Source organism: Streptomyces sp. NPDC086766 (assembly GCF_044746005.1).
Lineage (GTDB): Bacteria > Actinomycetota > Actinomycetes > Streptomycetales > Streptomycetaceae > Streptomyces.
Genome location: NZ_JBIVBI010000006.1, coordinates 123,183 through 135,633 on the forward strand (window position 1 = coordinate 123,183; position 12,451 = coordinate 135,633).

Below are 12,451 nucleotides of genomic sequence, written 5' to 3' on the forward strand. Positions count from 1 at the left end.
GGCGACGGCGCGGCCGGGTGCGCGGCTCCGGCCCGCCACCTCCGATCCTCCCACGTCCCGGGGCACGAACCGGTCGTCGGTCCAGGAAGCGGACGCGTCCGTGGAGCGGGCTCCCGGGGGCGGGGCCCGCGCGCCGGTCTCCCGGCCGGGCCGCGCGGAGGGCCGTCAGCGTTCCGACAGGGCCTTCTCGCCCGCCGCGCGCAGGGCGTCCGGCGGGACCGGGGAGCGGCCGGTCATCAGCTCCACCTGCAGCACCGCCTGGTGCACCAGCAGGTCCAGGCCGCTGATCACGGCGCCGCCGGCCAGGGACCAGCGGGCCGCCAGGGCGGTGGGCCAGGGCTCGTACAGCACGTCGAAGAGGACGGCGGGCCGCTCCGGCACGGCGGGGGCGAGCGCGTCCGTGGTCCCGGCCGGGGTGGTGGCGACGACAAGGGGCGCGCGCAGCGCCTCTGCCGCGTCCGCCCAGTCGGCGGTGCGGACCCCGACGTCCAGGCGCTCGCCCCACTGCCGCATCTCGGCGGCCCGCGCCGCGCTGCGGACGTAGGCGGTGACCTCCCCGGTGCAGACACGGGCGAGGGCGGCCAGCGCGGAGGAGGCGGTGGCCCCGGCGCCGAGGATCGCCGCCGAGTCGACCTGCTCGATGCCGCGCTCGCGCAGGGCGGCGACCATGCCGGGGATGTCGGTGTTGTCGCCGACCCGGCGGCCGTCCTCGGTGAACACGACGGTGTTGACCGCCTCGACCGAGGCCGCCGTCTCGCTGATCTCGTCGAGCAGCGGGATGACGGCCCGCTTGAGCGGCATGGTCAGCGACAGCCCCGCCCACTCCGGACCGAGGCCCTCGAAGAAGGCGGGCAGCCCGGCCTCGTCGACCTCGAACCGGTCGTACGACCAGCCGGTGAGCCCCAGTTCGCCGTACGCGGCACGGTGCAGCACCGGCGAGAGGGAGTGGCCGATGGGCGAACCGAGAACGGCGGCCCGGCGGGCGTCAGTTGCCCGAGCTGGCATTGAACTTGTCCTTGAGCTTCTGGAACTCGGCGTAGGTGCGGGCGAACTCGGTCTTGTTCATGCCGTCGGTCGCCACGAAGTAGATCCAGCCCTGACCGGTGGGATTCAGCGCCGCCCTCAGCGCTTCGTCGCCGGGGTTGCCGATCGGCCCGGGCGGCAGGCCCTTGTTGGTGTACGTGTTGTACGGGCTGGTGTTGCTGTTGATCTCCTTCTCGCTGATGTGGATGTTGCTCTCGCCCTTGAGGTAGTTGAAGGTCGAGTCGAACTGCAGCAGCTGGTTGGTCTCGGTGTTGGTGGGCTTGAGGCGGTTGTAGACCACCTCCGCCATCTTGCGGAAGTCGTCGTGGGTCTTGCCCTCGGCCTGGACGAGGCTCGCGACGGTGACGAGCTGGAGCGGGTTCTGCAGGTTGAGCGCCTTGGCCTTCGCGGCGAGGTCGACCTGGCCGTAGGCGTCCCTGGCCTCGCTCACCATGTCCTTGAGCACCGCTTCCGGCTTCATGCCCTTGGCGGCGGGATAGGTGCCCGGGTAGAGGAAGCCCTCCAGCGGGTCGAGGATCCTGGGGTTGCTGTTCGCCCAGCTCGGCAGGCCGAGGGTCTTGTACTGCTTCTGGGCGGTCTTCTTCGTGGTGCCGGCGGACAGCTCCAGCTGCTTGTCGATCTCCGCGTAGACCTGGGCGTTGCGCTCGCCCGGCTTGACCAGCACGTTGCTCTGGCTCTTGGGGTCGAGCATCAGCGCGACCGCACTCGCCGCGGACATCTGCTTCTGCAGCAGGTAGGCGCCCGCCTGGATCTGCTTGCCCCGGGGGTTCTGCGACTGGGCGGCCACGAAGGCGTCGACGCTCTTGACGACGCCGGCCTCCTTGAGCTTGCGGCCGATGTCGTTGCCGAGGGCGCCCTTGGGGATCTCGACGGTCACCATCTCGCCGTTGCCGTCGCCCGCGTAGTCCGGGGCCGCGCCGAAACGATTTTGGTAGTAGGTGTAGCCGAAGTAGCCGACCCCGGCCACACCGCCGCCGAGCACCAGCACGACCACCAGGCAGGCGCAGCCATTGCGGCGCTTCTTGCCCTTGCCGCCCTTGCCCTTGCCCTTGTCCCCGCGGCCCCGGCGCCCCCGGTCGTCGGTGGAGTCCGCGTCGAGGTCGTCGTCATCGTCGCCGCCGCCCGTGAAGAACGGGTGCTCCTCCGGCTCCTGGTCCGCCTCCGGGTCCCAGTCCGGCCGCGGCTCGGGCTCGGCGCGCCTGCGGCTCGGCGGCTCGGGCGGGGGGTACGCGCCGGGGGTGGCGTAGAAGTCGGGCTGCTCGCCCTCGTAGGACACGGACTGCTGTGCGTAGGGGTCGGCCGGGTCGGCGGGGTACGGGACGTGCGGCTGCCGGCCGGCCTCGCCCGGGTAGGGGACCTGCGGCTGCGCGCCGGTGCCGTCCCAGCCGCCCTGCTGGTACTGCGGGTGGCCGGCGTAGGTCTGGTGCCCCTGGTCGCCGTACTGCTGCTGCGGGTACTGGCCGCCGTAGCCGGCCTGCTCGTGGCCCTGGCTCCAGTCGCCGTACTGCGGCTGCTGCGGGTGCTGCTGCGGTCGGCCGCCGTAGGGGGACTGCGGGCCGGCGTGGGCCTGCTGTCCTTCCCATCCGCCGTCCCCGTACAACGGGTCCTCCGGATGCCACGGTTCGGAGCCTGGGCCCCGGCCATACTCAGTCATCGATCCCCTAGAGCCGCGAGACGGCGGTCACACGGCCTTGCGGCCGGTTCCCGTTCCGCCTCTCCTGTGCGCCGTCTGTTCGAACACCGGCGCATCGCGCGGAACGTTACCGTATCGCGATCAGATGACCACTTCGACGCCCTCGCCGGGTGCTTTACCTGACACCCGTTCGGATTCCAGGGCCTGCTGGAGAATGACGACGGCCGCCGCCTGGTCGATCACCGAACGGCCCTTCCTGGACTTCACGCCCGAGGCGCGCAGCCCCTGGCTGGCTGTCACGGTCGTCATACGCTCGTCGACGAGTCTGACCGGGACCGGCGCGATCATACGCGCCAGTTCCTGGACGAATCCGCGGACCTTCACGGCGGCCGGGCCCTCGCCCCCCTTGAGGGAGCGAGGGAGACCGACCACGACCTCGATCGGCTCGTACTCCTCGACGAGCTGCTTCAGACGGCGCTGAGCCGCCGGGACGTCGCGGCCCGGGACCGTCTCCACCGGGGTGGCGAGGATCCCGTCGGGGTCGCAGGAGGCGACCCCGATACGGGCGTCCCCGACGTCGATCGCGAGCCGGCGTCCTCTTCTCATCTCTTGACCGTTTCTTACTTGGCGGTCTCGGCGACCATGCGCTCCACGGCTTCGACGGCCTCGCCGACCGCGGCCGGGTTCTGGCCGCCGCCCTGGGCGACGTCCGGCTTGCCGCCACCGCCGCCGCCGAGCGTCTTGGCGGCGGTGCGCACCAGGTCGCCCGCCTTCAGGCCGCGCTCGCGGGCCGCGTCGTTGGTGGCGATGACGGTCAGCGGCTTGCCGTTGTTCACCGTGAACAGGGCGACCACGGCGGCGCGGCCGCCCCGGACGCGGCCGCGCACGTCGAGGACCAGCTTGCGCAGGTCGTCCGGCGTGGTGCCGTCCGGGACCTGCCCGGTGACCACGGCGACCCCGCGGACGTCCTTGGCGGACTCGGCGAGACCGGCGGCGGCCTGCAGCACCTTCTCGGCGCGGAACTTCTCGATCTCCTTCTCGGCGTCCTTCAGCTTCCCGAGCATGCCGGCGACCTTCTCCGGCAGCTCCTCCGGGCGGCCCTTGAGCAGCTCGGTGAGCTGGTTGACGACCGTGTGCTCGCGGGCGAGGAAGGAGTAGGCGTCGACACCGACGAGGGCCTCGATACGGCGCACACCGGAGCCGATGGAGGACTCGCCGAGCAGCTTCACCAGACCGAGCTGGGCGGTGTTGTGGACGTGCGTGCCGCCGCACAGCTCCTTGGAGAAGTCGCCGATGGTGACCACGCGCACGCGCTCGCCGTACTTCTCGCCGAACTCGGCGATGGCGCCCTGCTTCTTGGCCTCGTCGATGCCCATGACCTCGGCGTGCACGTCGAGGTCGCGGGCGAGCACCTCGTTGATCTTCTGCTCGACGTCGGTCATCACGGCCGTCGGAACGGCGGACGGCGAGCCGAAGTCGAAGCGGAAGCGGCCGGGCTGGTTCTCGGAACCGGCCTGGGCGGCCGTCGGTCCGAGCGCGTCGCGCAGGGCCTGGTGGGTGAGGTGCGTGGCCGAGTGGGCGCGGGCGATGGACTTGCGGCGGCGGACGTCGATGGAGGCGTGGGCCCGGGCTCCGACGGTGATCTCGCCGACCTGGACGACGCCCTTGTGGACGTAGACGCCCGGCACCGGCTTCTGGGTGTCGCGGACCTCGACGACGGCACCGGAGTCGGTCCTGATGCGGCCGGTGTCGCCGATCTGGCCGCCGCCCTCGGCGTAGAACGGGGTGCGGTCCAGGACGACCTCGACCTCGTCGCCCTCGGAGGCGGCCGGGGAGGAGACGCCGTCGACCAGCAGGCCGACGACCGTGGTCTCGGACTCGGTGTCGGTGTAGCCGGTGAAGTCGGTGGCGCCGGCCGAGTCGGCGATCTCGCGGTAGGCGCCGAGGTCGGCGTGGCCGGTCTTCTTGGCCTGGGCGTCGGCCTTGGCCCGCTCCCGCTGCTCCTTCATCAGGCGGCGGAAGCCGTCCTCGTCCACGGAGAGCCCCTGCTCGGCGGCCATCTCCAGGGTGAGGTCGATCGGGAAGCCCCAGGTGTCGTGGAGCAGGAAGGCCTTGTCGCCGGGCAGGACCGAGGAGCCGGAGGCCTTGGTCTCGGTCACGGCGGTGTCGAGGATGTTGGTGCCGGCCTTGAGCGTCTTGAGGAAGGCGTTCTCCTCGGCGAGGGCGACCTTCTCGATCCGCTCGCGGTCGGTGACCAGCTCCGGGTACTGCTGCCCCATCATGCCGATGACGACGTCGACGAGGTCCTTGACGACCGGGCCGGTGGCGCCGAGCAGGCGCATGTTGCGGATGGCGCGGCGCATGATGCGGCGCAGCACGTAGCCGCGGCCCTCGTTGCCGGGGGTGACGCCGTCGCCGATGAGCATGGTGGCGGTGCGCATGTGGTCGGTGACCACGCGCAGGGACACGTCCGAGGCGTGGGCGTCGCCGTAGGCCACGCCGGTCAGCTCGGTGGCCTTCTTGATCACGGCCATGGAAGTGTCGATCTCGTACATGTTCTGCACGCCCTGCAGAATCATGGCGAGCCGCTCCAGGCCGAGGCCCGTGTCGATGTTCTGGCTCGGCAGGTCGCCGAGGATCTCGAAGTTGTCCTTGCCGGTGCCCTCGCCCCGCTCGTACTGCATGAAGACGAGGTTCCAGATCTCCACGTACCGCTCGTCGTTGACGGCCGGGCCGCCCTCGACGCCGAACTCGGGGCCGCGGTCGTAGTTGATCTCGGAGCAGGGGCCGCAGGGTCCGGGGACGCCCATGGACCAGTAGTTGTCCTTCATGCCCAGGCGCTGGATGCGTTCCTTGGGCACGCCGACGACCTCGTGCCAGATGCGCTCGGCCTCGTCGTCGTCCTTGTAGACGGTGATCCACAGGCGCTCGGGGTCGAGGCCGTAACCGCCCTTGTCCTGGGGCGTGGTGAGCAGCTCCCAGGCGTACTTGATGGCGCCTTCCTTGAAGTAGTCGCCGAAGGAGAAGTTGCCGCACATCTGGAAGAAGGTGCCGTGCCGCGTGGTCTTGCCGACCTCTTCGATGTCGGGCGTGCGCACGCACTTCTGCACGCTGGTGGCGCGCGGGAACGGCGGCTTGACCTCGCCCAGGAAGTAGGGCTTGAAGGGCACCATGCCGGCCGGGACGAGGAGCAGAGTCGGGTCGTCCGCGATGAGCGACGCCGAAGGGACGACGGTGTGCCCGCGCTCCTCGAAGAAGCTCAGCCAGCGGCGGCGGATCTCAGCCGACTCCATCAGTGGTCCTCATTCCGGTTGTACGAATGCGTCTGGTACGCCGAGCCCTCGACGTACTTCGGGTGGTTGCGGTTCTCGATGGCGGGGTGGCGCCGGGGTGCGGGGAGTTCGGGGTCCGCGTTGATGCCCAGCGCGTCGCCGAGTTCGGCCTCCCGCCGGGCCATGTTCTCGCGGACGTCGGCGGCGAACCCCACCGCCCGGTCCTTGAGCCGGTGGCCCGCCTCGACGGCCCGGTTCGCCGCGGCCGCGGCGAGGTTCTCGGGGGTGAGCTGCCTGAGCTTGCGGTTGACCTTGGTGGTGGCCCACACTCCGGCGGCGACACCGGTGGTGAACCAGAACGTACGGCGGAACATCGCTAGTCCTTACTTCTCCCGGTTGTTCCGCTTCCCCCGCCGCGCGGCCGGGACGGTGCGGCCCACGATCACCGTACGCCTGGGCGTACGGGCGGGCCCCTCGTCCTTGCGGCCGCCGAGGGCGCGGCGCACGCCGTATCCGAAGGCGGCGACCTTGACCAGGGGGCCGCCGAAGGTGGAGGCGACGGTGGTCGACAGCGCGGACGCGTTGGACGTGACCTCCTGGACGTCGGAGGCGATCGCGTCGACGCGGTCGATCTGGGTCTGCGCCGAGCGCACCGCCTGCGAGGCGTCGGACAGCAGCGGGACGGCCTGGTCGGTCACGTCCGCCACGAGCTTGGTGGTCGCCCTGAGCGTCTGGGCCAGCCTCGCCAGTGCCACGGCGAGGAAGGAGACCAGGATCGCCCAGAAGACGGCCACCAGGATCCCGGCCACCTCTCCACCGGACACAGTGCGCACCCGCTCCCTGATACGTGCGTGATCATCGGAACCAAAAGAATCAGCGCACCGAGCCTATCGCGCCGGGAGCGGGGCTCCGTACCGGATTAAGGCCCGCGCACCGCGTGGTGCACGGCTGACACGCACGAGCCCGCCGCCTCGCCCGCCCGGAAGGGCGGGGAGACGGCGGGCTGCGGTGGTACTGCGGTCGTGCTACGGCCTGCTGAAGATCAGCGGGCGTAGTACTCGACGACGAGCTGCTCGTCGCAGATCACCGGGATCTCCTTGCGGTTCGGCTCGCGGTCCAGGCGGAACGCCAGGGCCTTGAGGTTCACCTGGAGGTAGCGCGGGGTCTCACCCTCGGGAGCGAAGCCACCCTCGCGGGCGATCTGGAAGAGCGTCTTGTCCTTGCTGCGGTCGCGGACCTGGATCACGTCGTCGGGACGGACGCGGAAGGACGGCTTGTCGACCTTCTGACCGTTGACCGCGATGTGACCGTGGACGACCATCTGGCGGGCCTGGTAGATCGTGCGGGCGATACCCGAACGCAGGACCAGCGCGTCGAGACGGCGCTCGAGCTCGACGATCAGGGCCTCGCCCGTCTTGCCCTGGACCTTGGAGGCACGCTCGTAGGCGCGGACGAGCTGGCGCTCGGACACGTCGTACTGCGCGCGCAGACGCTGCTTCTCGAGCAGACGGACCTTGTAGTCCGAGTTCTGCTTGCGGCCGCGGCCGTGCTCACCCGGCGGGTAGGGACGGGCCTCGAAGTACTTGACGGCCTTCGGGGTCAGCGCGATGCCGAGGGCACGCGACTTCTTGACCTTGGGGCGGGACTGGTTCGCCACTGTGTGTCTCTTTCCTGGTTTCCGGCTTGTCAGAGTTATGGGAGGTCGCATCCGCAGCCGGGGAATCCCGTCGGGTCCGCATCGGACCTTCCGGGCAGCCGCTCCCCTGGTCTGGGCACATACGTGCAGCACGCGAGTGGCCCACCGACCTCTCCCGGGGCTCCGGGTGGTGGTGGGCTGCCCGCGACACCGATCGACGGTGCGCGACGCTCCTGGAGTCGGTCCCGAGGGACCGGGTCTCCGGCCGGCTGTCCCGCTCTGACTGCGCGGGACTCGGCGCTTCGGGGAATTCTACAGGGTGCTCAGGACCGCTTCCGACCGAGGTGCTTCCGGGTCCACTCCACCGCGTCCGCGTACCGCGCCTCGGCGCCGTGCCGGGTCGGGGTGTAGTACTCGCGCTCCTTGAGGGCGTCCGGCGCGTACTGCTGCGGGGCGATGCCCTCGGGCAGGTCGTGCGGGTAGACGTAGCCCTGTGCGTGGCCGAGCTTGGCCGCGCCCTTGTAGTGGCCGTCCCGCAGGTGCGGCGGCACCGGTCCGGCCAGGCCCTTGCGCACGTCGTCCAGGGCGGCGCCGATCGCGGTGGTCGCGGCGTTGGACTTGGGGGCCAGCGCGAGGGCGATGGTGGCGTGGCTGAGGGTGAGCGCTGCCTCCGGGAAGCCGATCATGGCGACGGCCTGGGCGGCGGCCACCGCCGTCGGCAGGGCGTTGGGGTCGGCCAGGCCGATGTCCTCGCTGGCGGAGATCATCAGCCGGCGGGCGATGAAGCGGGGGTCCTCGCCGGCCTCGATCATCCGGGCCAGGTAGTGCAGGGCCGCGTCGACGTCGGAGCCGCGGATGGACTTGATCAGGGCGCTGGCCACGTCGTAGTGCTGGTCGCCGTCGCGGTCGTACTTCACGGCGGCGCGGTCGACCGTCTCCTCCAGCGTCCGCAGGCCGATCTCCGCCTCGCCCTTGTCCAGGGCGGCCCCGGCGGCGGCCTCCAGGGCGGTGAGGGCGCGGCGGGCGTCGCCGCCGGCGATCCGCAGCAGGTGCTCCTCGGTGTCCTCGGGGAGGGCGACGGTCTCCCTCAGGCCGCGCTCGTCGGTGAGCGCGCGGCGCAGCAGGCCGCGGACGTCGTCGTCGGTGAGCGGTTCGAGGGTGAGCAGGAGGGAGCGGGACAGCAGCGGGGAGATCACCGAGAAGTACGGGTTCTCCGTGGTCGCCGCGATCAGGGTCACCCAGCGGTTCTCCACGGCGGGGAGCAGGGAGTCCTGCTGGGCCTTGCTGAAGCGGTGGATCTCGTCGAGGAAGAGGACCGTCTCCTGGCCGTAGCCGCCGGAGGCGCGGCGGGCGCCGTCGATGACCGCGCGGACCTCCTTGACGCCCGCGGTGATCGCGGACAGCTCCACGAAGCGCTTGTTGGTGGCCTTGGAGACGACGTACGCGAGGGTCGTCTTGCCGGTGCCGGGCGGGCCCCAGAGGATCACCGAGGACGGTCCCGCCGGGCCGCCCGCGCCCTCCCCCACCAGCCGGCGCAGGGGTGAGCCGGGCTTGAGCAGATGCTGCTGGCCCACCACCTCGTCGAGGGTGCGCGGGCGCATCCGGACGGCCAGGGGGCTTGCGGCCGGGTCCTTCTCCTGGCGTTCTTCTGCTGCGGCGGTGAACAGGTCGGGCTCCACGTCGGCAACCCTATGTCACCCCACCGACAACGCCGCCGGGCCCGGATCCGCGGGCCCGGCGGGGCCCCGGTCCAGGCCCGGAGACTGCTTGCGTGGGGACCGGCTCAGGCCCAGAGGCTGCTGCCCCAGCGGGTCAGGATCAGCATGGCGATGACGCCGGTGTGCGTGACCGGCAGGACCCAGGTGAACTCGGCGAGGAAGTTCTTCACCGGGCGCGGGGCGGGCAGGAAGTCCTTGCGGACGTTGAACGAGGTCACGTACCAGAACATGGTGAGCGTGGCGACCCAGGCCAGCGAGCACCACAGGCACAGCGCGTTGATGCGGTACAGCGACTGGAACATCAGCCAGGTCACGAAGCACACGCCGAAGAGCGTGCCGAAGTTGAAGGTCAGCCAGTACCAGCGGGGGAAGCGGGCGCGGGCGAGCAGGCTCATGCCGACGCAGATCACGATGCCGTAGGCGACCAGTCCGAGCATCGGGTTGGGGAAGCCGAAGACGCCGGCCTGCTTGCTCTCCATGACGCTGCCGCAGGAGACGATCGGGTTGAGGCTGCAGCTCGGGGTGAACGTCTTGCCGCTCACCTTGCCCTCGAGGATCTTGAACTTGTCGATCGTGATGACCCACGCGGCGAGCAGACCGGCGGCGCCGGTGATCACCAGGAGCAGGGCGAAGGCGCGGCTGCCGCCCTCCGTCCGCGGCGCGCGCACCGCGTGCTCCGGCTCGGGCTCGGGCTCGGTGGAGACGTCCTTGACTGTCGTCTTGCTCATCACGCCGATTCCGTCACTAGAGGGTCGGGCTTTCTTCGGTCACGGCCATTGTGCCGCACGCGGGCCCGGGTCCACCGTGCGGCGGACACCGGGAAATACGGACGGACACCCCCGGATGTTCGATTTTCGGCCGGGTTCGGCCGGGCGGGAGGGGCGTCCCCGCCGTCGGCGGCGCCCGTCGCGGGCGGCACCGCTCACACACCGAAATCGCCCGGCGGGACGAATCGGCGCGCACGGGGTTGACCTGCCGGATTGACGGACCGGGTTGACGGACCGCACCGCGGGCCGCGGTGACGGCCCGCACGGGCGCCCGGCCCCGCCGTCCCGCGAAGGCGCCGGGCACCCGTGCGGGTGCCCGGCGCCTTCGCGGGATCCGACGGCGACACCCCGCCGCTAGCCGAGCCGCGACTCCAGTTCCGCCACGATCTCGTTGACGCCGATCGCCGACTGCTCGCCGGACTCCATGTCCTTGAGCTGCACCACGCCCTCGGCGAGGTCGCGCTCGCCGGCGACCAGGGTGTAGCGGGCGCCACTGCGGTTGGCGCTCTTCATGGCGCCCTTGAGGCCCTTGTGACCGTAGGAGAAGTCCGCGGCGATGCCGACCTTGCGCAGCTCGGTGACCTTCGCGAACAGCACGCGGCGCGCCTCCTCGCCGAGCGGGACCGCGAACACGCTGGTCGACGCCGGGAGGTGGAGCTCGATGCCCTCGGCCTCCAGCGCGAGCACCGTGCGGTCGACGCCGAGCGCCCAGCCCACCGAGGGCAGCGCGGGACCGCCGATCATCTCCGACAGGCCGTCGTAGCGGCCGCCGCCGCCCACCGCGGACTGCGAGCCCAGGCCGTCGTGGACGAACTCGAAGGTGGTCCGCGTGTAGTAGTCCAGGCCGCGCACCAGCTTGGGGTCGTCCTCGAAGGAGACGCCCGCCGCCGTGATCAGCTCGCGGACCTCCTCGTGGTACGCCTTGCACCCGTCGCAGAGGTAGTCGCGCAGCAGCGGGGCGCCGGTGAGCTGCTTCTGGACGGACTCGCGCTTGTCGTCGAGCACCCGCAGCGGGTTGATGTCGACGCGGCGGCGGGTGTCCTCGTCCAGGTCCAGGCCGCGCAGGAAGTCCTGGAGCGCGGCGCGGTAGACCGGGCGGCACTCCTTGTCGCCGAGGGAGTTGAGCAGGATGCGGAACTCGCGCAGGCCCAGCGAGCGGTACGCCTGGTCGGCGAGGATGATCAGCTCGGCGTCCAGCGCCGGGTCCTCGGCGCCGATGGCCTCAGCGCCGACCTGGGAGAAGTGGCGGTAGCGGCCCTTCTGGGGACGCTCGTAGCGGTAGTACGAGCCCGAGTACCAGAGCTTGACCGGGAGGTTGCCCGCCTTGTGGAGGTTGGCCTCCAGCGCGGCGCGCAGCACGGACGCCGTGCCCTCCGGGCGCAGGGCGAGCCGGTCGCCGCCCTTGGTCTCGAAGGCGTACATCTCCTTGGTCACGATGTCGGTGGACTCACCGACGCCGCGCGCGAACAGCTCGACGTTCTCGAAGCCGGGCGTCTCGACGTAGCCGTAGCCGGAGTTGCGCAGCGGGGCCGCGATCGCCTCACGGACCGCCAGGTACTTGGCGGAGTCCGGCGGGATCAGGTCGTACGTGCCCTTGGGGGCCTTGAAGGTGCTCACGGGAAGTCTCTCGTCACATTCCTCGTCGGGGAGCGGGCTGCGCTCCCTGGCCGGCGGCCACCTGCCGCAGATACGGGTTGGTGGCGCGCTCCTGGCCGATGGTCGTCTGGGAGCCGTGGCCGGACAGCACCACGGTCGAGTCGTCGAGCGGCAGGCACACGCGGGCCAGCGAGTCGAGCATCTCGGCCATGTCGCCGCCGGGCAGGTCGGTGCGTCCGACGGAGCCGGCGAAGAGCAGATCCCCGGAGAACAGGACCGACGGGATGTCGGCCGTCTCGGGCATCCGGAAGGTCACCGACCCCTTGGTATGGCCCGGCGCGTGCGCGACCGACAGCTCCAGACCGGCCAGCTCCAGCGTCGCGCCGTCGCTCAGCTCCGCGACGTCGTCGGGCTCCCCCACGGTCAGCTCGCCCATCAGCGGCATCCCGATGGACCGGCCGAGCGCCTTCTCCGGGTCGCTCATCATGTACCGGTCGGCGGGGTGGATCCAGGCGGGCACGTCGTGGGCGCCGCACACGGGGACGACCGAGGCCACATGGTCGATGTGGCCATGGGTGAGGACGACCGCGACGGGCTTGAGCCGATGCTTTCTGATCGCGTCCTCGACGCCCTGGGCGGCCTGGTGGCCGGGGTCGATGATCACGCACTCCTCACCGGCGGCGGGGGCGACGAGATAGCAGTTCGTCGCCCAGGCCCCGGCGGGGAACCCGGCAATGAGCACGATCGTCCTTCGTTGTGTCGGTTGGGGCGGACTTCGGAGGGGC

At 71.1% G+C, this 12,451-nt stretch carries 11 protein-coding genes; all 11 read right to left on the reverse strand.

The genetic code is table 11. The features are described from left to right. Positions 1-165: 165 nt before the first annotated feature. Positions 166-1,005 carry a shikimate dehydrogenase gene (locus ACIPM1_RS13515; protein WP_402433239.1) on the reverse strand — a complete coding sequence of 280 codons (840 nt, stop codon included), beginning with the start codon at positions 1,003-1,005 and terminating at the stop codon, positions 166-168. Further along, positions 986-2,698, reverse strand: a complete 1,713-nt coding sequence (gene mltG, locus ACIPM1_RS13520; RefSeq protein ID WP_402433242.1) for an endolytic transglycosylase MltG — start codon at positions 2,696-2,698, stop codon at positions 986-988. The genes ACIPM1_RS13515 and mltG overlap by 20 nt, the downstream gene beginning before the upstream one ends. Positions 2,699-2,818: 120 nt before the next feature. Continuing rightward, positions 2,819-3,283: a Holliday junction resolvase RuvX gene (gene ruvX, locus ACIPM1_RS13525; RefSeq protein ID WP_356185237.1), complete on the reverse strand. Its 465-nt coding sequence runs from the start codon at positions 3,281-3,283 to the stop codon at positions 2,819-2,821. A gap of 14 nt (positions 3,284-3,297) precedes the next feature. After that, positions 3,298-5,970, reverse strand: coding sequence for an alanine--tRNA ligase (alaS, locus tag ACIPM1_RS13530; RefSeq protein ID WP_402433245.1), 2,673 nt, complete (start codon positions 5,968-5,970; stop codon positions 3,298-3,300). Then, entirely contained in the window at positions 5,970-6,323 is a 354-nt protein-coding gene (locus ACIPM1_RS13535; RefSeq protein ID WP_402433248.1) for a hypothetical protein, read from the reverse strand. Before ACIPM1_RS13535 ends, alaS begins: the two co-directional genes overlap by 1 nt. 9 nt (positions 6,324-6,332) lie before the next feature. Further along, positions 6,333-6,782, reverse strand: coding sequence for a DUF948 domain-containing protein (locus ACIPM1_RS13540; RefSeq protein ID WP_356185246.1), 450 nt, complete (start codon positions 6,780-6,782; stop codon positions 6,333-6,335). A gap of 209 nt (positions 6,783-6,991) precedes the next feature. Continuing rightward, complete coding sequence (gene rpsD, locus ACIPM1_RS13545) at positions 6,992-7,606, reverse strand: 30S ribosomal protein S4 (protein WP_356185249.1); 615 nt, start codon at positions 7,604-7,606, stop codon at positions 6,992-6,994. Between the two features lie 302 nt (positions 7,607-7,908). Next, on the reverse strand, positions 7,909-9,264 hold the full coding sequence (locus tag ACIPM1_RS13550) for a replication-associated recombination protein A (protein ID WP_402433252.1): 1,356 nt from the start codon (positions 9,262-9,264) through the stop codon (positions 7,909-7,911). Between the two features lie 104 nt (positions 9,265-9,368). Then, positions 9,369-10,031: a vitamin K epoxide reductase family protein gene (locus ACIPM1_RS13555; RefSeq protein ID WP_402433255.1), complete on the reverse strand. Its 663-nt coding sequence runs from the start codon at positions 10,029-10,031 to the stop codon at positions 9,369-9,371. 393 nt (positions 10,032-10,424) lie between these two features. Then, positions 10,425-11,687, reverse strand: a complete 1,263-nt coding sequence (hisS, locus tag ACIPM1_RS13560; protein ID WP_356185258.1) for a histidine--tRNA ligase — start codon at positions 11,685-11,687, stop codon at positions 10,425-10,427. 13 nt (positions 11,688-11,700) lie between these two features. Then, positions 11,701-12,408: an MBL fold metallo-hydrolase gene (locus ACIPM1_RS13565; protein ID WP_356185261.1), complete on the reverse strand. Its 708-nt coding sequence runs from the start codon at positions 12,406-12,408 to the stop codon at positions 11,701-11,703. Between the last annotated feature and the right edge of the window lie 43 nt (positions 12,409-12,451).

Excerpts from the sequence above, each read along its gene's own strand:
- ACIPM1_RS13515 (WP_402433239.1), bottom strand. The coding sequence starts at position 1,005 with ATGCCAGCTCGGGCAACTGACGCCCGCCGGGCCGCCGTTCTCGGTTCG.
- mltG (WP_402433242.1), bottom strand. The coding sequence starts at position 2,698 with ATGACTGAGTATGGCCGGGGCCCAGGCTCCGAACCGTGGCATCCGGAG.
- ruvX (WP_356185237.1), bottom strand. The coding sequence starts at position 3,283 with ATGAGAAGAGGACGCCGGCTCGCGATCGACGTCGGGGACGCCCGTATC.
- alaS (WP_402433245.1), bottom strand. The coding sequence starts at position 5,970 with ATGGAGTCGGCTGAGATCCGCCGCCGCTGGCTGAGCTTCTTCGAGGAG.
- ACIPM1_RS13535 (WP_402433248.1), bottom strand. The coding sequence starts at position 6,323 with ATGTTCCGCCGTACGTTCTGGTTCACCACCGGTGTCGCCGCCGGAGTG.
- ACIPM1_RS13555 (WP_402433255.1), bottom strand. The coding sequence starts at position 10,031 with ATGAGCAAGACGACAGTCAAGGACGTCTCCACCGAGCCCGAGCCCGAG.